The organism is Halopseudomonas nanhaiensis (genome assembly GCF_020025155.1).
Taxonomy (GTDB): Bacteria; Pseudomonadota; Gammaproteobacteria; order Pseudomonadales; family Pseudomonadaceae; genus Halopseudomonas; species Halopseudomonas nanhaiensis.
In genome coordinates, this window is the sequence record NZ_CP073751.1 from 2,137,483 (window position 1) to 2,157,732 (window position 20,250).

The 20,250-nt window shown below is 62.0% G+C and carries 17 protein-coding genes; 2 read left to right on the plus strand and 15 right to left on the minus strand.

Annotated features, from left to right (window positions below):
- Nucleotides 1-90 precede the first annotated feature (90 nt).
- The 8 genes from KEM63_RS09620 to KEM63_RS09655 all read right to left on the minus strand — a co-directional run bounded on the left by KEM63_RS09620 (nt 91) and on the right by KEM63_RS09655 (nt 10,309).
- Nucleotides 91-2,469: an efflux RND transporter permease subunit gene (locus tag KEM63_RS09620; protein ID WP_223651094.1), complete on the minus strand. Its 2,379-nt coding sequence runs from the start codon at nt 2,467-2,469 to the stop codon at nt 91-93.
- Nucleotides 2,470-2,490: 21 nt separating this feature from the next.
- Entirely contained in the window at nt 2,491-3,624 is a 1,134-nt protein-coding gene (locus KEM63_RS09625) for a WD40/YVTN/BNR-like repeat-containing protein (protein WP_423747786.1), read from the minus strand.
- Between the two features lie 176 nt (nt 3,625-3,800).
- A complete protein-coding gene (gene pepN, locus KEM63_RS09630; protein WP_223651098.1) occupies nt 3,801-6,452 on the minus strand; it encodes an aminopeptidase N in 2,652 nt (883 codons plus the stop codon).
- Nucleotides 6,453-6,476: 24 nt separating this feature from the next.
- Nucleotides 6,477-7,316, minus strand: coding sequence for a DUF2797 domain-containing protein (locus KEM63_RS09635; protein ID WP_223651101.1), 840 nt, complete (start codon nt 7,314-7,316; stop codon nt 6,477-6,479).
- Entirely contained in the window at nt 7,316-7,582 is a 267-nt protein-coding gene (locus tag KEM63_RS09640; protein WP_223651103.1) for a YeaC family protein, read from the minus strand. Before KEM63_RS09640 ends, KEM63_RS09635 begins: the two co-directional genes overlap by 1 nt.
- Before the next feature lie 41 nt (nt 7,583-7,623).
- Nucleotides 7,624-8,439, minus strand: a complete 816-nt coding sequence (locus KEM63_RS09645) for a rhomboid family intramembrane serine protease (protein ID WP_267461144.1) — start codon at nt 8,437-8,439, stop codon at nt 7,624-7,626.
- Between the two features lie 19 nt (nt 8,440-8,458).
- Entirely contained in the window at nt 8,459-9,424 is a 966-nt protein-coding gene (locus KEM63_RS09650) for a metallophosphoesterase (protein ID WP_223651107.1), read from the minus strand.
- Between the two features lie 3 nt (nt 9,425-9,427).
- Nucleotides 9,428-10,309: an NAD(+) kinase gene (locus KEM63_RS09655; protein WP_223651109.1), complete on the minus strand. Its 882-nt coding sequence runs from the start codon at nt 10,307-10,309 to the stop codon at nt 9,428-9,430.
- Between the two features lie 105 nt (nt 10,310-10,414).
- Here KEM63_RS09655 and KEM63_RS09660 point away from each other — a divergent pair, with 105 nt between their 5' ends.
- Nucleotides 10,415-11,344, plus strand: a complete 930-nt coding sequence (locus tag KEM63_RS09660; protein WP_223651111.1) for a DUF1853 family protein — start codon at nt 10,415-10,417, stop codon at nt 11,342-11,344.
- Here KEM63_RS09660 and KEM63_RS09665 read toward each other — a convergent pair.
- Nucleotides 11,298-12,173 (minus strand): hypothetical protein, encoded by an 876-nt coding sequence (locus tag KEM63_RS09665; RefSeq protein ID WP_223651113.1) that lies wholly within the window; start codon nt 12,171-12,173, stop codon nt 11,298-11,300. The genes KEM63_RS09660 and KEM63_RS09665 overlap by 47 nt on opposite strands.
- A gap of 271 nt (nt 12,174-12,444) precedes the next feature.
- Nucleotides 12,445-14,481, minus strand: coding sequence for an NADPH-dependent 2,4-dienoyl-CoA reductase (locus tag KEM63_RS09670; protein WP_223651114.1), 2,037 nt, complete (start codon nt 14,479-14,481; stop codon nt 12,445-12,447).
- A 159-nt stretch (nt 14,482-14,640) separates the two neighbouring features.
- Here KEM63_RS09670 and KEM63_RS09675 point away from each other — a divergent pair, with 159 nt between their 5' ends.
- Nucleotides 14,641-15,678, plus strand: a complete 1,038-nt coding sequence (locus tag KEM63_RS09675) for an AraC family transcriptional regulator (RefSeq protein ID WP_223651116.1) — start codon at nt 14,641-14,643, stop codon at nt 15,676-15,678.
- A 235-nt stretch (nt 15,679-15,913) separates the two neighbouring features.
- Here the strand turns inward: KEM63_RS09675 and KEM63_RS09680 are convergent, their stop codons facing one another.
- Genes KEM63_RS09680 through KEM63_RS09700 form a run of 5 tightly spaced genes read right to left on the minus strand, consistent with a single transcriptional unit; the run spans nt 15,914 to nt 20,250 of the window.
- The gene (locus tag KEM63_RS09680) at nt 15,914-16,654 is read right to left on the minus strand and encodes an adenosylcobinamide-GDP ribazoletransferase (protein WP_223651118.1); all 741 of its coding nucleotides are present in this window, start codon (nt 16,652-16,654) and stop codon (nt 15,914-15,916) included.
- Complete coding sequence (locus KEM63_RS09685) at nt 16,651-17,223, minus strand: histidine phosphatase family protein (protein ID WP_223651120.1); 573 nt, start codon at nt 17,221-17,223, stop codon at nt 16,651-16,653. Before KEM63_RS09685 ends, KEM63_RS09680 begins: the two co-directional genes overlap by 4 nt.
- Nucleotides 17,220-18,278, minus strand: coding sequence for a nicotinate-nucleotide--dimethylbenzimidazole phosphoribosyltransferase (cobT, locus tag KEM63_RS09690; protein ID WP_223651121.1), 1,059 nt, complete (start codon nt 18,276-18,278; stop codon nt 17,220-17,222). Before cobT ends, KEM63_RS09685 begins: the two co-directional genes overlap by 4 nt.
- A complete protein-coding gene (gene cobU, locus KEM63_RS09695) occupies nt 18,275-18,796 on the minus strand; it encodes a bifunctional adenosylcobinamide kinase/adenosylcobinamide-phosphate guanylyltransferase (protein WP_223651123.1) in 522 nt (173 codons plus the stop codon). Before cobU ends, cobT begins: the two co-directional genes overlap by 4 nt.
- Nucleotides 18,793-20,250, minus strand: a complete 1,458-nt coding sequence (locus KEM63_RS09700; protein ID WP_223651125.1) for a cobyric acid synthase — start codon at nt 20,248-20,250, stop codon at nt 18,793-18,795. Before KEM63_RS09700 ends, cobU begins: the two co-directional genes overlap by 4 nt.

Here is a 20,250-nt window from a genome sequence, read left to right on the forward strand (position 1 = left end):
CACAGTGATACAAGAGCGGTAAAAACGGAAGAAAATCGCCTGCGGCGGGCAAAAAAAACCCCGCCGGAGCGGGGTTTTCGATGCTGCAGTTTAGTGAGTCAGCTTCGACGCTTGCTTGGCACGCACCTTCGCCGGGTCGATCAGGAACCGAGCCAGAGCCGGCAGCAACAGCAGCGCGCCGATCATGTTGACCAGGAACATGAAGGTCAGCATCAAGCCCATGTCGGCCTGGAACTTGATCGCGGAGAACACCCAGGTCACTACGCCGATGGCCAGGCACAGACCGGTGAACAGTACTGCACGGCCGGTCGAACGCAGCGTTTCGTAGTAAGCCGGCTGCAGTGCCATGCCCTGCCGCAGGAATGTCTCCAGTCGACTGTAGATGTAGATACCGTAGTCAACACCGACACCCACGCCCAGCGCAATGACCGGCAGGGTCGCGACCTTCATCCCGATACCAAGGAATGCCATCAGTGCGTTGCCCAGTACCGAGGTCAGAACCAGCGGCAGAACGATGCAGATGGTCGCCGGCAAGGAACGGAAGGTGGCGTAACACATGATCGCAACCCAGATGTACACCAGAGCGAGAATCAGCATTTCAGAGCTGGCGATGACTTCGTTGGTCGCTGCCTCGATACCAGCATTGCCCGCAGCCAGCTTGAACTTCAGGTTCTCGGTATTGTACTCCTCGGCAAAATCCTCGACCGCGGCAGTGGCGCGCTTGAGCGTCTCGGCCTTGTGGTCATTGAGGAAGATCATGACCGGAGCGAGCGAACAGGATGAGTTGAACATGCCTTCCGGAGCCCGGCTGATGGCGTTGTTCAGGTTGTCCTGGTTGCGCGACAGGGTCTGCCATTTCAGGTTGCCCTCGTTGTTGCCCATGATCACCTGTTTGGCGACGGTCACCAGCGAGACCGCTGACTGGACGCCCGGCAGGTTGTTCATGCGCCACTCGAGCTGATCGATCGCTTCCATCGTCTCGTAGGACGAACACATCTCCGGCGGCGTTTCGACCATCACCACCAGAATGTCCGAGCTGGTCGAGTAGTTGCGGATGATGAAATCGTTGTCCAGGTTGTAACGCGAGTCCGGACGCAGCTCAGGCGCACCCGGATCCAGGTCACCGATCTGAATGTTGGCTTTCTGGTAGAAGAAGCAGCCAACACCAGCCACCAGCGCAACGACCACGACGATAGGAGCGACCTTCGGGTGCGCCACGAACGCCATGTTGCGCCAGAAGGGGTGGTCGCGCACGGCGTCTTCCTTGCTGCGTGCAACGGCCTTCTTGCTGATGCCCAGGTAGGAAATGGTTACCGGCAGCATGATCAGGTTGGTGAAGACGATGACACCCACACCGATCGAGGCGCCGATCGCCAGTTCGTGGATAACGCCGATATCGATGACCAGCAGCGTAATGAAGCCTACCGCGTCAGCAAGAATCGCGATCATGCCGGGCAGGAACAGTTGGCGGAAGGTCCGGCGGGCGGCCAGCAGAGCGGTGTCCGCGTCACTCGACTGCAGCGCGATACCGTTGATCTTCTGGACCCCGTGCGAAATACCGATGGCGAAGATCAGGAATGGCACCAGCATCGAATACGGATCCAGACCGAAGCCGACCAGGCGCATCAGGCCTAACTGCCAGATCACCGCGATGACGGTAGTCATCAGCACCGCGACGGTACTGCGCATGCAGCGGGTGAACCAGAACAGCAGGATGAACGTGATCACGAACGCAATACCGAAGAACGCAACGACCGCGGTGAGGCCATCGATCAGGTCGCCGACCTTCTTGGCGAAGCCGACGATATGGATCTCGATATTGGGATTCTCGTTCTGGAACTGGTCGCGAATCTTCTCTTCGAGCTGCTCGGAGAAGTCGCCGTAGTCCAGTCGCAGCAGTTCGCTCTGGTTCTCCGGGTTCGGGTAGAACTCCTGCAGCGGAACCTCGATGATGGAGGACTTGAAGTTGTTGGCGACCAGGCGGCCGATTTCGCCGGACTTGAGTACGTTGACACGCAGCTCCTCCAGGTCGTCCTCGTTCAGGTAGGCCGGGCGGTTGGCGACCGGGCCGCCATCGAAGCCGTATTCGGTCACCTCGGTCCACCGCACGTTCGGTGTCCACAGAGAACGCAGACCTGAACGGCTCACACCCGGCAGGAAAAACACCTCATCGTTGATGCGCTTGAGGGTTTCCATGTACTCGGTGGTGAAGATGTCGCCTTCCTTGATCTCCACCGAAATACGAATCGAGTTACCCAGGCTGGCCAGATCATCCTGATGCTCGAGCATGTTGACGATGTACGGATGCTCAAGGGGGATCATCTTGGTAAAGCTGGTATCGGGACGGATCTGCGCCGCGAAGTAGCCTAATACGACGGTAATGACGGAAAACGCCAGCACCACGAACAGACGGTTATTGAAGACCAGACGCTCCATGAAGGTAGCGTCTTCGTGCTCAAACTGTGACATCCAGAGTCTCCTGGTGCGTAATTATTGTTGGGTAGTCGAGCCGTCTGCGGAGGTCTTGATCGCCCCGCGCTGGCCCAGCAGAAGGAGATGGTCGTCGTCGGTTGTCGTCGCAGAAGCCAGCGAGACGCGATCAGGACGAATGCTCACATCGAAATTGCGACCGCCATCCTGGCTGGTGGCAACCACGCCACCGGTGCCGACAATGACGATGCTGCCGTCGGCAGTCAGACCACCACCCGACAAGGTGGATTCCAGCGGGCCGTTGTTCGGCGTCATCAACTCGACCTGCTGCCAGCTGTTGCCGAAATCATCCGAACGAAACAGGTTGCCGCGAAGACCCCAGGCGAGCACGCCGTTGGCCTCGCCAGTGCCGGATACGCCAAACCAGGAGCCGTCATACGGCAGATCCTGCAAGGTTTCCCAGGTATCGCCCAGATCGGCCGACCGGTACATGGTACCCATCTCGCCGACGACGAACAGACCGGCGCCCTTGATCTCGGCGATGGCGTTGTAGTGCAGTCCGTCCGGGTTATCGATATCGAAGCTGATATCGTCCCAGGTCGCCCCGCCGTCCCGCGTGCGCAGGGCCAGCCCGTAGGCGCCCACAGCAAGGCCATGATTGGCATCGCGGAACCACACATCCATGAGAGGTTTTTCGAGCAGGCCGCCCGCGTCTGGATCGGGCGCTTCGGCCAGTTCGGGATCGCGATGCTGAATGGACCAGGTTTCACCTGCATCGGAACTGTGCAGGATCAGGGAATCGTGCCCGACCGCCCAGCCGTTCTTGTCGTCGACGAAGTGTACGGCGGCGATCAGTTGGCGCACTGGTACCTGCGCCTGGATCCAGGTTTCGCCCTGATCGTCGGAGTAGACGATATGACCACGAACGCCGACCGCCACCAGGCGGTCACCGGCACGGGCCGAGTCGAGCAGGAGCGAAGTGCTGGATTCGAGCGACATGACTGCCGGACGAGTCTGGGAGTCGGCGGCTTCCTGTGCAAATGCCAGAGATGCGGGCCCACAGACGATCGCGGCGGCTATCCCCAAAACTCGAAAAAATGGAAGTGAAACAGAAGACTTGCGACCTTTGAGAGGCTGGCTGGCAGAGCTGGCCTGAGCAAAGGATTGAGCGCGCCGCATGTTGGGCTCACGCATATACCAACCCCCGATTGTTATTATCTGACGCCCTGCTCTGAGTCAGGGCAAGTCATAGTAATTTGAATCGAGTAGCTCCACCAATAGGGATGAGTAATCTTTTGTTAAGAAACGGTCAATGTGTCTCACGGTCGCAGCGGGCCGCCTCTCGGAACAGGCGGCCCCTGGTTTTCTGCTCAGGCTAATGACTTGCTGACCACCTCATAAACGTCAGGCGACAAATCCGGCTTGCCGAGAATTCGGGCAAGCTCCTGCTTCATCAGCGCCTGGCGATCCGGATCGAATTTGCGCCAGCGAGACAGCGGTGTGACCAGGCGTGAAGCTATCTGCGGATTGGTGCCGTCCAGCAGGAGGATCTGGTCGGCCAGGAAGCGATAGCCGGCCCCGTCGCCGCGGTGGAAGTTGACCAGATTCTGATTGGCAAAGGCACCGATCAACGAGCGGACCTTGTTGGGATTGCGCAGGGTGAACAGCGGGTGTTCCATCAGTTCCTGAACGCGCGCCAGACCGTCGGCGGCAGGCGATCCGGCCTGAATGCTGAACCACTGATCCATCACCAGCGGATAGTCCTTCCAGCGCTCCGCGAATTCGGTCAGCGCCGCACGACGCTGATCCTCGAAGGGCGAGTTGACCAGTGCAACCAGCGCCGCCTGACGATCGGTCATGTTGTTGGCCTCGACGAACTGCCGAACGCACGCTGCGACCGCATTGTGCGATTCGGTCAGCATAAGGTAGCCGAGCACGGTGTTCTTCAGACTGCGACGAGCAAACTGGATCGCCTCGGCGCGGTACGGCACAGGTTCATCGAGGCGTCGGTAGATCCCCCACAGCTGCTCTTCGAGCGTGGTTGCCAGCTCGCGCCGGACCCAGTCACGAACACTGTGGATGGCGTCCACGTTGGCCTGTTCAGCCAGCTCGACGAGGTAAGCTTCGGACGGCAATCGGATGATCTCAGCCACCATGGCCGGATCGAGCGTCTCATCGGCGAGCACAGTGCTGTACACGTCTATCAGGCGCTGATCCATCATCAGCGGTCTTCCAGCGACGTGGATTTCAACCAGTCCCTGCAGGACATCAACCGCCAGACTTTGCGCAGCTTCCCAGCGATTAAACCCATCCGGATCGTGCTTGGCGAGGAACACCCTGTCGTCGCGGTGGTAGGGATAGCTCAGCCTGACCGGCGCGGAGAAACCACGCAGCAGCGAAGGCAGCGGTTCTTCGGCGAGATCGGTGAACGTGAAGAGCTGCTCGGCCTCGGTTACCGACAGCACGGTTTCCATCCCGCGCTCCTCTGCTTCGCCAGCCAACCGGAGCGGCATCTCCCGACCCTGTGCGTCCAGCAGGGCCATGCGCACCGGGATGACAAACGGCAGTTTTTCGCTCTGACCGGGAGTCGGCGGACAACTTTGGCGGAACAGCAGTGAAAACGTCCCGGTTGCCGCGTCCCAGCGCCCTTCAGCACTCAGGCGAGGCGTCCCCGCCTGGCTGTACCAACGCTTGAACTGGCTGAAATCGGCCCCGTTGGCGTCCTCGAGTGCCTTGATGAAGTCATCGCATGTCACAGCCTGGCCATCGTGCCGTTCGAAGTACAGATCAGTGCCTTTGCGGAAGCCCTCAGGGCCGAGCAACGTGTGCAGCATCCGCACCACTTCGGCGCCCTTCTCGTAAACGGTCAGCGTGTAGAAATTGGAAATCTCGATGAACGAGTCCGGGCGTACCGGGTGAGCCATCGGACCTGCATCTTCGGCGAACTGGTTTGCACGCAGGAAGCCTACGTCCTCGATCCGCTTGACCGTCGCCGAGTTCATATCGGCGGAAAACTCGGCATCGCGAAATACGGTGAAGCCTTCCTTCAGTGACAGCTGAAACCAGTCGCGGCAGGTGACTCGGTTGCCCGACCAGTTGTGGAAGTACTCATGAGCCACCACCGCCTCGACACGCTGAAACGCCGCGTCTGTCGCGGTGTCGGGGTGCGCGAGCACGCAGCTCGAGTTGAACACGTTGAGGCCCTTGTTTTCCATCGCCCCCATGTTGAAGTCGTTCACCGCGACGATCATGAAGATGTCCAGATCGTACTCGCGCCCGTAGACCTCCTCGTCCCAACGCATAGATCGCTTCAGGCTGTCCATGGCGTGGCCGCACTGCTCACGGTTATCCGGCTCAACATAGATGCGCAGGTCGATGGTGCGGCCGCTCATGGTGGTGAAACTGTCCTGGATCAGACACAGGTCACCGGCGACCAGGGCAAACAGATAGGCAGGCTTGGGGAATGGGTCTTCCCAGGTCACCCAATGACGGTCGCCGTCATGCTCGCCGCGGGCAATCGGGTTACCGTTCGATAGCAGCACCGGGTAGTTGCCCTTGTCGGCAATCACGGTGGTGGTGAACCGGCTCATCACATCAGGCCGATCCAGATAATAGGTAATCTTGCGAAAGCCCTCGGCCTCGCACTGCGTGCAGAACATCGACCCTGACTGATACAACCCTTCCAGCGCGGTGTTTTCCCGCGGTTTGATACGCGTGGTAATCGACAGATCGAAACTGTCGCGGCCCGGCTGGAGACGAAAGGTGTCTTCGTCCAACTGGAAATCGCCGCTGGCCAGCCTCTCGTCATCGAGCTCCACGGACATCAGCTCGAGATTCTGCCCGTCCAGCACCAGCTCCGGCCGCGCTGCCCCTGACTTGTGCGCATTGACTCGAATCGCCAGCCGGCTGTGAACCAGAGCGTGATCCTCGAAAAGTTCGAAGGTCAGGTGCGTTTCATCAATCCAATAGTCAGGCTGCTGATAATCCTTGAGATAGATCGTCTTCGGTTGTTCGGTACGCATGGGTAGATCCTGTGCCGGTAGCGCTCAGACGACGCTGAAAGCCATAGTGTAGGCGGTGTACTTGCGGATATTGATGACCGCAGTATCGAGTAACAGATATTGACCCTTGATGCCCAGAAGCGTGCCCTCGAGCATCGGCTCCTTGTCGAGGTTCGCCGATTTGGGCTTAGGGCTGTAGGCGCTGACCGGATAGTTGATGGTCAGGGGTTCCGCATCGGCAAGGGGCTGAAAGGCCTGGATGCCGAAGCGCTGATGCAGCGCAGCGAGCCCTGGCTGCGCCCGGTCGAGAATCGCATCGCGCTGTTCGGACAGATCGACCGGATCCGGTTCGCCCTGAAGCATCGCGCGCCAATTGGTCTTGTCTGCCACCTGTTGACGCAGAAGCTCTTCGACCATCCCGGAGTGCTGACGCGCAGGAACGCGCATGATCGGCAGTCCCTGGCTGGCGCCCTGATCGATCCACCGGGTGGGCAATTGGGTAGCGCGGGTGATACCGACCTTCAGCCCGGACGAATTGGCCAGGTAGACGATATGGTCGGTCATGCAGAACTGCTCGCCCCAGGCAGGATCGCGACAGGTACCGTGCTCGTAGTGGCAGCGCTCGGGGCTGACGATACACAGGTCACACTGCGCCAGACGCGTGAAACACGGGTAGCAGTAGCCCTGGCTGTAGCTCTTGCGCGTGCGTCGGCCGCAGTGGGAGCAATGAATATCGCCAGAGGCCTGCAGCCGGACGGTACGTCCTAGCCATTCATTCAGCGGGATCAGCTGTTCACCAAGCGGGAGACTGTACTGAACCGGTTCACTGCTGCCCGCGCGCAGCTCGCCCTTGAGTTTGCGCAGGGTACCGCTGGCCGACAGCATCAGTGCAGCGTGTCCGAACCAGTCGAGAACAGAATATTGGGGATGGTCTTGGTTTCCGACTTGCAGTGCTGGGGAGGCATGTAGCCGGTGCGCTCTTCCTCGGGAAGGTTTTCCTGCTCCCAGGCGATCATCGCTTGCAGACACATTTCCTTCTGCTCCTGGGTCAGCTTGCGGCCGTCCGGCCATTTGCCGAGCTCCACCGCGGTCTTGAACGTTGCGTAGGTGTCGGCGGTAATGCTGCGCAGCATGTCGAGAAAAGTGGTCATGAGTCGCTCCGGAGCTGATTGACCGCGCTATTGTAGCGCGTTCAGCGCCCGCGCTGCAGTGCTCCTGCGATCGCCCCGGCGATGCAGCCGGAGACCAGCCCGCCGATGTGTGCAGCGTTGGCGATCTGCCCCAGGCCGGCCAGTGTAATCAGCCCGGAGACCCCCAGCGCCAGCCATACGAGCATGAGTATCACCACACCCTTGGGCAGCGCAAAGAATACGTTCGGCGCCAGCATTTGATAGATCCAGCAGTAGCCAAGCAGACCGTACAGCACGCCCGAGAGTCCGCCGAACACCGCATCCGGGCTGACGAGCCATTGCGCCAGATTTGACGCCAGACCGAACAGGACGGTCAGCCCCAGCAACCAGAGACTGCCGGAGTAAAGCTCGATCCGGCGCCCGAGCTCCCAGTACCAGAGTGCGTTGAACGTGAGATGCAGGAGACCGAAGTGCAGAAAGATCGGACTCAACACACGCCATGGCTGTGAAAAGTCGAGATCCGGTGCCAGATAACCCGTAGCTGCCAGGGGTGTGAATGTGAGATGAATGATCGTTTCCGCGCGCGTGCCCAGCCCGGTCCACAGCGCAACCAATCCGGTGACGACCAGAATCGCCAGGGTCAGCGGGATCCTGCGCAACATTGCCCCGCTGGCCGGCGCCATGCTCGGGGTCGGCTTTGCCGGCTCGGCGACGTCGGGCACGCCCTGCTCATACACGGCCCGCACCACCTGGGCATCGGCTTCGTCCACGGTCCATACTACCTGACGACCACCCTCCTCGGTTATCCGATGAACCAGACCACGGCTGCGCAGGAACCGGGTGAGCTGGCGGAGATCTTCGTCCAATGGACATTGCATCGCTCGGTACATCGTTACCTCATCCCCAACGGGGTACGTCGACCCAGACAAAGTGATCACGCTCGAGCCTTGCCTCGCCGTCCCACCGATAGGCCACCATCTTGCCAAATTTCACCGCGCTGTAATCCAGACAAGCGAGGTTCGGACGGATCGGATGCGGGCGCCCTTCGCGCCAGTAGTGCCCCACGAAGAGGATCGGCTCGTCGGGGCCATACAGCATCAGCTCAGCCTTCTGTGAATCGCTCAATGGACGGGCCGCGATGTCTTCGGGCAGGGGATCGGGCTGAAACTGCACATCGCCGTAGGTCTGCGGATCCTCTTCCCAGAACTTGGTGCGAAAGAACGACCGCGTAATGCCGTCTCGGCCGGTCATCTTCAGGCCATGTGGCAACGGCATACCGGTTCCGCGCAGCAGGCGGTCCTGAACCTGATACGCGAAGGTGCCCGGATAAACCGATTCCTGAATGAAGTCGACGTCGATGCAGCCATCCGGATACATACCCCGAAAAGCATCGATAAGCCCATGATCCCAACAGGCATGCACCAGGCGGAATTCGCCCATGTCCAGATATAGTGGAAGGGTGTGAAACCACTCCAGAAAATACTCCCACTCGTCCGGCCAGTCGGCGAACTGATCGAGGGTGGCGCGGATCTGTCTCAGCTGCCGCTCGTTGTGCTCCCGCACATGGGGCCGACCGCTCCCAGCCGGGCCCGGTGTGTGCCAGCCCAGCGCATTGAACTCGTGGTTGCCCATGATGCACCGGGCATGTCCCGCTTCGACCATATCGTGCACGAGGTGCAGCGACTCGCGAATGCGGGGCCCGCGGTCGATAATGTCGCCCAGGAACAGCGCCTGGCGGTCGGGGTGCTGCCAAACTCCCTGCGTACGGGCATAGCCCATCTGCTCGAGCAGTCGGACCAGCGTATTCGCGCACCCGTGTATATCGCCAATGATGTCGTAGCCCTGGTACTCCCGCTCGTGCATCGATTACTCCGTGAGTCGACTCGCCCAGCCCAGCTTGCTCCGGCAAATCGCATAGAAATTATGATCCAGCGGATGCAGCAGCCGCAGCTTCTGCGGCTTCTTGCGAATGGTGATGCTGTCCCCCGGGGCACATGCGATGTGCACCTGCCCGTCGCAACTGACCTGCGGATAGATACCGCTCTGCTTGGAGATGATGATCTTCAGCTCGCTGTTGCCGTCGACCACGATCGGCCGGCTGGACAGCGTGTGCGGAAACATCGGGACCAGCACCACCGCATCGAGCTTTGGATGCATGATCGGCCCACCCGCGGACAGTGCATACGCAGTGGATCCTGTCGGGGTCGCCACGATCAGTCCATCCGACTTCTGGCTATACACGATCTGACCGTCGACATAGAGCTCGAATTCAATCATGCGGGCCGACTTGCCGGGGTGCAGGACCACGTCGTTGAGCGCCTCGCTGGTACCCAGCTGCTCATCCCCGCGGCGTACAAAGGCATCCAGCAGGAAGCGGTTCTCCACCAGGTACTGGCCGGCGAGCACTTCGCCCACGCGGCTCTCGAGTTCATCCGGGGAGATATCCGTCAGAAAGCCCAGGCCGCCGCGGTTCACCCCGAGTACCGGCACGTTGTACCGGCACAGCGCGCGCGCGGCGCCCAGCAGGCTCCCGTCTCCGCCGACGACGATGACCAGATCGCAAATCTCGCCCATCATTTTGCGCGAGCACACCTGCAGCTGGTGCCCTGGCAGCAGGTCCGCCACCGAGTCCTCGAGGATCACGCTATGGCCGCTATCCACCAGGAACCGCTTCAGGCGCTTGAGCGTGTCGACCACGCGGCCGCTGCCGAGGCGTCCGATCAAGCCGATGTTGCGGAATTGCTCCATACCTGTCTCTCTTGTCGTCTTGTCGGAACTCCGGACATGCAGGACACTGCCCGGGAAGCCCTCCGATTATCCGCAGCCAGCCCGGTACTGGCAAATAGGCCCGGTATGCCGTTAGCGCATTTAGTGCAGCCGATCTGTCGCGATCTGGCCTGGATCGCCGAAGCACCACCCCTGCTCGCCGACGGCAGCATGTCGGTGCGTGATCCGCTCGCCGGCAGTCTGTGGCGCGACGACCCCGAACGACTGCATCACGCTCTCCGACAGCTCGATGACGATCCCGTGCGATTGACGGCGAAATTCGGCGAGTCCACTGACTACCGGCTGGGCCGCTATTACGAACGTTTGTGGCAGGTGCTTCTGGAGTTGGCGCCGGACATCCGGGTCATCGCACATAACGTGCCGGTACGCCACCAGCGCCGCAGCCTGGGCGAACTGGACCTGATAATCGAAGCCGCCGATGGCGCGGTGATCCATTTCGAGCTGGCGATCAAGTTCTACCTTGGGCGTCCTGAGCTCGATGCATGCGGTCCGTGCAGCGCCCACAGCGCCTGGTGGGGCCCGGATCCGAAAGACCGCCTGGACATAAAGGTCGACCGGCTTGCCAGCCATCAGTTACCGCTGGCTACACGGCATGCAGACCGCCTGGTCGGCCTGCCGCAGATCGATCGCTCCTGCGCCTGGCTGCAGGGTTGCCTGTTCTACCCCGCTGGCAGGGAGATGGCACCTGCGGAGCAGGCCGGGGTTCCGGCGTGGCGTCATGAATGGTGTTATCGAAGAGCGTTGGAGGAAGCATTGCCCTCAGGCTGGATCGCCCTGCCTCACAAGCGTTGGCTGGCGCCCCCGGCCATGTCCGCCGATTTCAGCGGGTCGCTCGCCGCAGAGCCTTTCTCGCGGCCAGGTGCGCCGGTTATGTTGATAAACGAGTCGCGCCGCGACTACTGCGACGCGCCAAGATTGCTGGTTATGCCTGACGGCTGGCCCGACCCGATTATTCCACCGAGGTGCGGTTCTGCAGTCGGCCCAGATCCCGCTTGAGCGCTGCATTCGCCTTTTGCTGGGCGGCGAGCTCCTGCTTCACGTCCATCAGCTCGCCCTGTGCCACTTTCTGGTGGTCGGCATGCTCTTCCCGCAGCCGCTCAAGCTCGACCTGATGAGCTGACTGCATAGCGCGCAGCTGTTCCTGCAGGGACTGGATCTGCCGCGTGTACAGAGCCAGCTTGCGCTGAAAATCTTCCCGCTCCTGTTCCCGCTCCTGCGCGTTATCCGCCGGCGCCTCGGGGGCGGCAGGCTCGGTTAATTCCGGCTCCGGGGCGGGTGTCGAAGCAGAGGGCTCGATCGAATTGCCGCCACCGTACCAGGCATCTTCAGCAGCCACCTGCAGGCGTTCCGAGGCCAGAAGCGCCCGCGCCTCCTCGTCTTCGCCCACGATACCCAGCGCGTTGCGGCGTACCGCGTCCTTCAGCCAGGCCAGATCGGAGCGGCCATTCCTCTGGCCCGGCTTCCACAGGTGTGGCTTGTACTGCGTCTGATTGGTAAAGCCGAGACAGACCAGACGGATTGGTCCGCCGCCCATGTCCGGCCCACGGCCGGCCTTCTCGGCAATGCTGCGCAGCGGGAGATTCCACAGCCGGTTGACGAAGCCGTCGTCATCGAAATCGAGGGTGAAGAACACCGCTGCACGGATCTGCAGACGATTGTTGATCTGGAGGAAGACCGCTTCCATGGTTTCGTCTGCGAAATCGGGCGTACCCATCAGCCCGTCGAGCAGCGCTTCGAACTCGGGATACAGCATCTCCTTGCAAATCCCGCGCTCGGAAAAAAACATCACCGCTTCAGTCAGCAATGGTTTGGTTGCCGTGTTCATGTGTTCTCCGCCAAGTCCTTCTTGCGATGCTGTCGGCCAGTATTGCCCAGGAATGTCCACTTTGTGCAAATTTTCGGACAAATGCACGCAGGTCGCGCAAGTGTAGGCCAAAAGGCCATCTGGCGATGTGACGGATTTGGCACAGCCCCCCGCTCGTGCGGCCTGCAGGCGCCCGTGAGTGGACTGCCCGCAAGCCGACTTCCTACGACACGCCGGTCAGATCAGGTGGATGGCCGCGTGGCCGCGCTATGCGAAGGGAACACCCCAGCCGTCAGATGGCCGCAGCAAGGCGACAACCCTGATCGATGGCGCGCTTGGCATCGAGTTCGGCCGCCACGTCAGCTCCCCCTATCAGGTGCACCGGCTTGCCCGCCTCACGAAGCCCGCTCTCCAGTTCACGCAGCGGATCCTGGCCGGCGCAGATCACGATGGTATCGACATTCAGCACCTGAGGCTCGGGCGACTCGCCCAGCCGAACACGAAGTCCGGCGTCGTCGATCCCCAGATACTGGACCGCATTGAGCATCTTCACCTGCTTGTTCTTCAATCCGGTACGATGAATCCACCCGGTGGTCTTGCCCAGGCCATCGCCCACCTTGGTAGCCTTGCGTTGCATCAGATAGACCTCGCGCGCCGGAGCGTGCGGCTGCGCCTGGACGCCTGCAATGCCGCCGCGCGCTTCCAGAGCGGGGTCGATGCCCCACTCCTTCCAGAACAGATCGGCATCCAGACTGGGGTGATCCCCCTGGTGCGTCAGCAGCTCCGACACGTCAAAGCCGATGCCCCCTGCCCCAATCACCGCGACCTTCTGCCCCACAGGCTTGCGCCCCAGAATGGCGTCCAGGTAGCCGATCACCTTGGGGTGATCAATTCCGGGAATCTCCGGCGTACGCGGCTTGATGCCAGTGGCCAGTATGACTTCGTCGAAACCGGTAAGATCAGCGGCTGTCACCCGGCGGCCCAGATTCAGCTGCACGCCATGCTTTTCGATCATGCGGGCGAAATAGCGCAACGTTTCATAGAACTCTTCCTTGCCGGGTATGCGCTTGGCCACGTTGAACTGCCCACCGATCTCATCAGCCGAATCGAACAGGGTGACCGCGTGGCCCCGCTCGGCTGCAACCGTCGCCGCCGCCAGCCCGGCCGGACCAGCCCCTACCACAGCGATCTTTTTCACCTGGGTGGTGGGGATATAGTTGAGCTCGGTTTCATGGCAGGCGCGCGGGTTGACCAGGCAGCTGGTCAATTTCCCGCCAAAGGTGTGGTCCAGGCAGGCCTGGTTGCAACCGATGCAGGTGTTGATCTCGTCAGCGCGACCCTCGGCCGCCTTGTTGACGAATTCCGGATCGGCCAGGAAAGGACGTGCCATCGAGACCATGTCCGCTTCACCGTCAGCCAGCACACGCTCGGCGACCTCTGGCGTGTTGATGCGGTTGGTAGTGACCAGCGGAATCGTCACCTCCCCCTTGAGCTTGGCGGTGACGCGAGTGAATGCCGCGCGCGGCACCTTGGTCGCGATGGTCGGAATTCGCGCTTCGTGCCAACCTATTCCGGTGTTGATCAGGGTAGCGCCGGCCTGCTCGACAGCCTTGGCAAGCAGGACCACCTCATCCCAGGTGCTGCCGCCCTCGATCAGGTCAAGCATGGATAGACGGTAGATGATGATGAAATTCGGCCCAACAGCTTCTCGCACCCGGCGCACGATCTCGACCGGCAGCCGCATGCGGTTCTCATAGCTCCCGCCCCAGCGATCGGTGCGCTTGTTCACGTGGGCGACCAGGAACTGGTTGATGAAGTAGCCTTCCGAGCCCATGATCTCGACACCATCATACCCGGCGCTCTGCGCCAGACTGGCGCACGTGGCGAAGTCAGCGATCTGCTTCTCGATACCCGCTTCGTCCAGCTCCTTCGGCGTGAACGGGTTGATCGGCGCCTTCACGGCGCTAGCCGACACCTGCTTGGGACTGTAGGCATAACGCCCTGCATGGAGGATCTGCATGCAGATCTTGCCACCCGCCTCGTGTACCGCGGCGGTGACCACCTTGTGCTGCTCAGCCTCTTCCGGCGTGGTCATCTTCGCGGCGCCGTGGGCGACGCTACCTTCGTCGTTCGGCCCGATACCGCCGGTGACGATGAGGCCGACGCCGCCTCGAGCTCGCTCGGCGAAATACGCCGCCATGCGCTCGAAGCCGTGCGCCCGCTCCTCCAGACCCGTGTGCATGGAGCCCATCAGGGTACGGTTCTTCAGGGTGGTGAAGCCCAGGTCCAGCGGGGCAAGAAGATTCGGGTACAGGCTATGTTCGCTCATGTGTCGCTCCAGTGACTCATCATCAGGTGCCTGGCGGTCCGTGCCGCCCGGGTCATGGAGCAAGACGATAGGCCCGCTTGCCGGCTTGCTCAATCACCCTGACTGACAGTTAAATAGCCGCTAATTACAACCTTGTTCAGCCTCTCCCCGGAAGCGCAGATGAAGCTTGGCGATATTTCTGTTGGCTATCTCTACAGCCTGCGCACGGCGCTGGGTGCCCTTGGCCATGACAGTGCTGCCCTATTCCAGCGGTTTGAGATCGACGATGCCCTGCTGAGCACCGGGGAAGCACGCATCAGCATTCCCCGGTTCATGCGACTGGGCAATGCAGCGATTCAGTTGAGCGGTGAGCCGGCGATCGGTTTGCTGATGGGACGCCATAGTCACGCCAGCCATCTCGGATTGCCCGGAATAACCGCTGCATGCGCGCCTACGCTCGGGGAGGCATTTCGAACACTGGTACGCTATGAACGGCTGACCAGCCAGAACTACCGCGGTCATTCCAGCTTCACTGCGCCAGCACTGCGCTTCTACTCCATCAGCCCCTACAACCAGTACAACCTGTTCGTGGTCGATTCAGCGCTGTGCTCGCGGGCGACCATCGCCCGGCATCTCACCGGTGGGCGGGCGCGGCTGCGTGAAGTGCACATCGAGTTCCCCGAGCCGGCGTACGCGTCAGACTACCCCGACTTTTTCGACTGCCCGGTGCTGTTCGGGCAGTCCGACAACCAGCTGATATTCGAGCCCGCCAGCCTCCAGCTACCGCTGGTGCAGGCTGCGCCGGCGACGCATGCCGAGCTCCTCGCGGTGTGTCAGGCGCGGCACGACCGGCTGAGCCGGGTACGACGGCTGCGCGACCGAGTGGCTGATATTGTTTCGCCGGAGCTGCATCGCCGCCTGCCCACCCTCAGCGAGGTAGCCCGGCAACTCGGCCAACCATCGTGGACATTACGCAGACGGCTGCTCTCGGAAGACAATGTTCGCTTTCAGGATATTGTCGACGAGACCCGTCGGGATCTGGCGCTGAGTTACATCCGCGACACGGACATGGCGCTGGGAGAGGTAGCGTTCCTGTTGGGATTCTCGTCGCCGGCGGCTTTTCAGCGCGCGTTTCGGCGCTGGACCGGACAGGCTCCGGGGGGTTATAGACGGGATTTTCGGCGATTGCGCAGTGAGGCAATCACCAGGGAAGGCTAGGACACTGTCGACTGCCGATTTCCGGGGAAGCAGCGCAGCAGCGGAGCGGAAGCGTTACATCTCTTCCGCGTCTTCGACTTCCTGGTCCCATTCCTGAGCATGCTGCTCGATGAGTTCTTCTACGTAATCATTCATGCGCGTTCTCCTGATTGTATGAGCGAGGCCAAACAGGGCCTCGACTCGACGCTATTGTCCTTACATTACAATCAGATGAAGCGCGTTTGGGAAAGTTCACTCAAGAGACGAACGGTCCATTCGCCCACACCAGGCCGACCAGTGCCAGCGCTTCGCCAAGCTCGACCAGCGCACCGGCGGTGTCACCGGTCGTTCCGCCCACTCGGCGCTTGATCAGCGCGCGCCACACGGCCCCCAGCAGCAATACCGCCAGCAGCCAGCCGAATCCACCGATGACCATCATTGCAAAGCCGTGAACGAACAGTACAGCTGGAAGCCAGATACGCGGGATGTGCTCGCTCAAGACCTGTCCCAGGCCGCCAGGGCGAACGTACTGGGTGGTCAGAAGCAATGCCGGCAGCAGCCAGCGGCCTATCCAGGGCGCGATCAGCAAGGCCCACCACAGATTCATCTCGATGACCGTCACCAGTGCGGCGAACTTGATGAGCAGTACCAGCACCAGCGCAAGGACGCCCATCGGCCCGCTGGCCGGATCCTTCATGATCGCCAGGGTCTTCTCACGGTCGCCGTGACCGCCTACCCAGGCATCTACCGTATCCGCGAGTCCGTCGAGATGCAGGCCACCGGTCAACGCCACCCAGAATGCCAGCACCAGCGCCGCCTGGAGCAGGATCGGCAACCCGGCGACGGACCACTGGACAAGCAGCAGCAACAGACCGACGAGGAAACCCACTACCGGATACCACAGCAGTGAGGCACCGGATTCCTCTGCCTTCGGCGACCGCGACAGACGAATAGGAATGGCGGTGAGAAACTGCAGGGCGATCATCAGCGGGGTCATGCTTTTTCCTCTTTCAGGGTGCCGTCTTCGTACCGGTGCAGGCGGACCAGCTCTGCGTAGCCTACCTGCACTTGCAACAGATCACGATCGGCCAGTTCGCGAGCCCGAGCCAGCAGCAGACGCATGACCCCGGCATGGGTGACGACCAGCAATCGCTGACCGGCATAGCGCAGGGCCAGCGAGGCCAGCTCAGCGATGACCCGCTGGCGGAACGCAGCGACAAGCTCGGCCTGCGGCGGCGTGTAAGCGTACGGATCATTCCAGAACTGGCCGAGCTCATCGGCCTGATCGAGCATCAGGTCGGCCGGATGTCTGCCCTCCCACAAGCCGAAGTGCAGCTCGCGCAAGTCCGGGCGAATATCCACTGCGACCCCACGCGAGTCTGCCAGTTCGGCTGCAAAGGCGGCACACCGTTGCAGTGGAGAAGACACAACGGCGTCCCAACCGTTCAGACCATCGACTGCGGCGCGCATCTGTGCCCAGCCAGCGGACGTCAACGGGTCATCGACGCTGCCGCGAAAGCCTCCACCCCGCTCGGTCTCCCCATGGCGCAGCAGCTCGAGGATCACGCGGGCGACCCGCTCGATATCGCCGCCTCGGCAAAGGTGGCCATGTCGTTGTGCAGGGCGCACGCCAGTCGCAGCAGAGGCACGGCAGCCGCCGCCCCGCTGGCCTCGCCCAGGCGCATGTCTATATCGAGCAGAGGCTTTGCCGCGAGAGCCTCAAGCACGTGGCGATGACCCGGTTCGGCGCTGCGGTGGCCAAACAGCAGCCACGGTCGGACCGTCGCGTTCAGTCGCACGGCGCAGAGCGCTGCAACCGAACAGATATAGCCATCGACCAGTACCGGTACGCCGCGCTGGGCGGCGCGCACATAGGCGCCTGTCAGCGCGGCGATTTCCAGTCCGCCGAGGCAGGCCAGGGCGTCGAACGGTGCATCCGTTCTCTGCTTGTGCAGGGCCAGGCCCCGCTCGATGACGGCCAGCTTGCGCTCCACGCCGCGGGCATCCAGTCCAGTGCCCGGCCCGACCAGATCGCGGGGCGCAAGCGTGAGCAGCGCGCTGGCCAGCGCGCATGCGCTAGTGGTATTGCCAATGCCCATTTCGCCGGCGATGTAGATATCCAGACCATCAGCTACTGCCGCGTCGAGTGCGTCACGGCCCGCTTCCAGTGCCTGATTGCAGTGCGCGTCGGTCATCGCCGGGGCGCTGCAGAAATTCGTCGAGCCCGGAGCAATGTTCAATTGACTGACACCTGCGAGCGGCTCGACCGGCGCGGCAAGCCCCAGATCGAACACGCGCAGGTGTGCATTCAGACAGCGAGCCAGCACGTTGATCGCCGCACCGCCATTGGCGAAGTTCGCCAGCATCTGTCCGGTCACGGCCTGCGGAAATGCCGAAACGCCCTCAGCGACCACCCCATGGTCAGCGGCGAAGATATGAATGGCAAGGCGCTCGGCGTCAGGTCGCTCGCGACCCTGCAGCGCAGCCAGAGTGATGGCGACCTCTTCCAGCCGCCCCAGCGACCCTGGCGGCTTGGTCAGCTCCGTCTGTCGCGCAGTGGCGTGGAGCTGGCGTTCTTCGTCAGGCACTGCCGCCGCACCTTCCCACCATGAGCAGGTCATCTGCGCTCCCCTTTGAGGATCATTGGCAGACCGGCCACGCAGAAGGTAACTCGGTCGCTCAGGCCCGCGAGGGTCTGGTGCAGCATACCGGCCTCATCGACATAGCGGCGGGACAGCTCCCCCAGCGGCACCACTCCGAGACCGGTCTCATTACTCACCATGATGATATGGCCCGGCAGCGTGGGCAGCACATCAACCAGCGCAGCGCGCTCGATGGCCAAGCGTTGCGGATCATCATGCAGGAGCAGGTTGGTCAACCACAGTGTCAGGCAGTCGATCAGAATGCAGCGATCGTCCCGCGCAGATCGAAGCAGAGCCTCGGCCAGCGCGACAGGCTCCTCGATCAGCGCCCAGTGCGCGGGACGTCGATCGCGATGATGGGCTATCCGCTCGGCCATCGCAGTGTCCAGCGGCTGGCTGGTGGCAACATAGGTGACCGCCAGACCCGACGCGTCGGCAGTCTGCTCAGCGAGGCGGCTCTTGCCGGAACGAGCGCCGCCCAATATCAATTCAATCATAGGGTTACACCAATTAGCTCACGCAACTTGCGCAGATCAAGATACCCCTCTATCAAGTCGGCAAGGCGATCAATGTCGCGGGCGCGCAGGGCTGCGTAATCGTGCTGCTCAACCTGCTTCAGTCCGGCCCATGTCAGCAGCGCGGTGCTTGCCTCGGCCCCTTCGAACAGTCCATGCAGATAGGTGCCGGCGATCTGGCCGTCGCTGCTCAGAACACCATCCGGCGTCCCGTCATCGAGTCGCAGCAGTGGGTGACCGAGCGCCGGGCCGGCGCTGACCCCGGCATGGATCTCGTAACCGCGCACCGCAGCGCCATGCAGTGCCAGCCGTCCCGAGACGTTGGCCAGTCGCTTCTCCGGTTGCAATGTGGTCGAAAAATCCAGCAGGCCGAACCCGGCGGAATCCCCCGGCGGCCCCTCGAGCCCCAGCGGATCGCAGACGCGACGGCCAAGCATCTGCAGTCCGCCACAGATGCCCAGCAGGCGGCCGCCGTAGCGAAGATGCCGAGCTATGGCCTGCTCCCAGCCCTCCCGGCGCAGGAACGCGAGATCCGACCGCACGCTCTTGGATCCGGGCAGAATGATCAGGTCCGAGGGTGGGATCGGCTCGCCCGAACGAACGAGCGTCAGGTCCACCTGTGGATGCAGGCGCAGCGGATCGAAATCGGTGTGGTTGCTGATGCGCGGCAGCACCGGCACCACGACCTTTAGCGCAACTGCAGGTTTGCATGGCTGGCTGGCATTGACCGCATCTTCTGCTTCGAGATGAAGGTCGTGAAGATAGGGCAAGACGCCGAGCACCGGTATACCGGTCCGCGCCTCGAGCCAGTCGATGCCCGGTTGCAGCAGGCTGACATCGCCGCGAAAGCGGTTGATCACGAACCCACGGACCCGGGCGCGCTCGCTCGCCGACAGCAGCTCCAGCGTGCCGACCAGATGGGCGAATACCCCGCCCTTGTCGATATCGGCGATCAGCAACACCGGACAGTCCACCGCTTCAGCAAAGCCCATGTTGGCGATATCGCCCTCACGAAGGTTGATCTCTGCCGGTGACCCTGCGCCCTCTACCATGACCACCTGATAGCGCTGGCGAAGACGTTCGTGGGAGGCCAACACTGCCCGCATCGCTTCCGGCTTGTAGGCATGATAGGCACGCGCGTCCATGCAGCCGACCGCGTGCCCGTGGATGATCACCTGCGCGCCGGTGTCCGTATTGGGCTTGAGCAGCACCGGGTTCATGTCGGTATGCGGCGCGACGCCAGCGGCCTCGGCCTGGACCGCCTGAGCGCGGCCGATCTCACCGCCGTCGACCGTGACGGCCGAATTGAGCGCCATGTTCTGCGGCTTGAACGGCGCCACGCTGACCCCCTGGCGCACCAGCCAGCGACACAGCGCGGTAACCAGCGTGCTCTTGCCGGCATCCGACGTCGTGCCCTGGACCATGATGGTCGACAT

Coding starts and splice junctions, on each gene's coding strand:
- KEM63_RS09620 (WP_223651094.1), bottom strand. CDS start 2,469: ATGTCACAGTTTGAGCACGAAGACGCTACCTTCATGGAGCGTCTGGTC.
- KEM63_RS09625 (WP_423747786.1), bottom strand. CDS start 3,624: ATGCGTGAGCCCAACATGCGGCGCGCTCAATCCTTTGCTCAGGCCAGC.
- pepN (WP_223651098.1), bottom strand. CDS start 6,452: ATGCGTACCGAACAACCGAAGACGATCTATCTCAAGGATTATCAGCAG.
- KEM63_RS09635 (WP_223651101.1), bottom strand. CDS start 7,316: ATGCTGTCGGCCAGCGGTACCCTGCGCAAACTCAAGGGCGAGCTGCGC.
- KEM63_RS09640 (WP_223651103.1), bottom strand. CDS start 7,582: ATGACCACTTTTCTCGACATGCTGCGCAGCATTACCGCCGACACCTAC.
- KEM63_RS09645 (WP_267461144.1), bottom strand. CDS start 8,439: ATGCAATGTCCATTGGACGAAGATCTCCGCCAGCTCACCCGGTTCCTG.
- KEM63_RS09650 (WP_223651107.1), bottom strand. CDS start 9,424: ATGCACGAGCGGGAGTACCAGGGCTACGACATCATTGGCGATATACAC.
- KEM63_RS09655 (WP_223651109.1), bottom strand. CDS start 10,309: ATGGAGCAATTCCGCAACATCGGCTTGATCGGACGCCTCGGCAGCGGC.
- KEM63_RS09660 (WP_223651111.1), top strand. CDS start 10,415: ATGCCGTTAGCGCATTTAGTGCAGCCGATCTGTCGCGATCTGGCCTGG.
- KEM63_RS09665 (WP_223651113.1), bottom strand. CDS start 12,173: ATGAACACGGCAACCAAACCATTGCTGACTGAAGCGGTGATGTTTTTT.
- KEM63_RS09670 (WP_223651114.1), bottom strand. CDS start 14,481: ATGAGCGAACATAGCCTGTACCCGAATCTTCTTGCCCCGCTGGACCTG.
- KEM63_RS09675 (WP_223651116.1), top strand. CDS start 14,641: ATGAAGCTTGGCGATATTTCTGTTGGCTATCTCTACAGCCTGCGCACG.
- KEM63_RS09680 (WP_223651118.1), bottom strand. CDS start 16,654: ATGACCCCGCTGATGATCGCCCTGCAGTTTCTCACCGCCATTCCTATT.
- cobT (WP_223651121.1), bottom strand. CDS start 18,278: ATGACCTGCTCATGGTGGGAAGGTGCGGCGGCAGTGCCTGACGAAGAA.
- cobU (WP_223651123.1), bottom strand. CDS start 18,796: ATGATTGAATTGATATTGGGCGGCGCTCGTTCCGGCAAGAGCCGCCTC.
- KEM63_RS09700 (WP_223651125.1), bottom strand. CDS start 20,250: ATGTCGACCATCATGGTCCAGGGCACGACGTCGGATGCCGGCAAGAGC.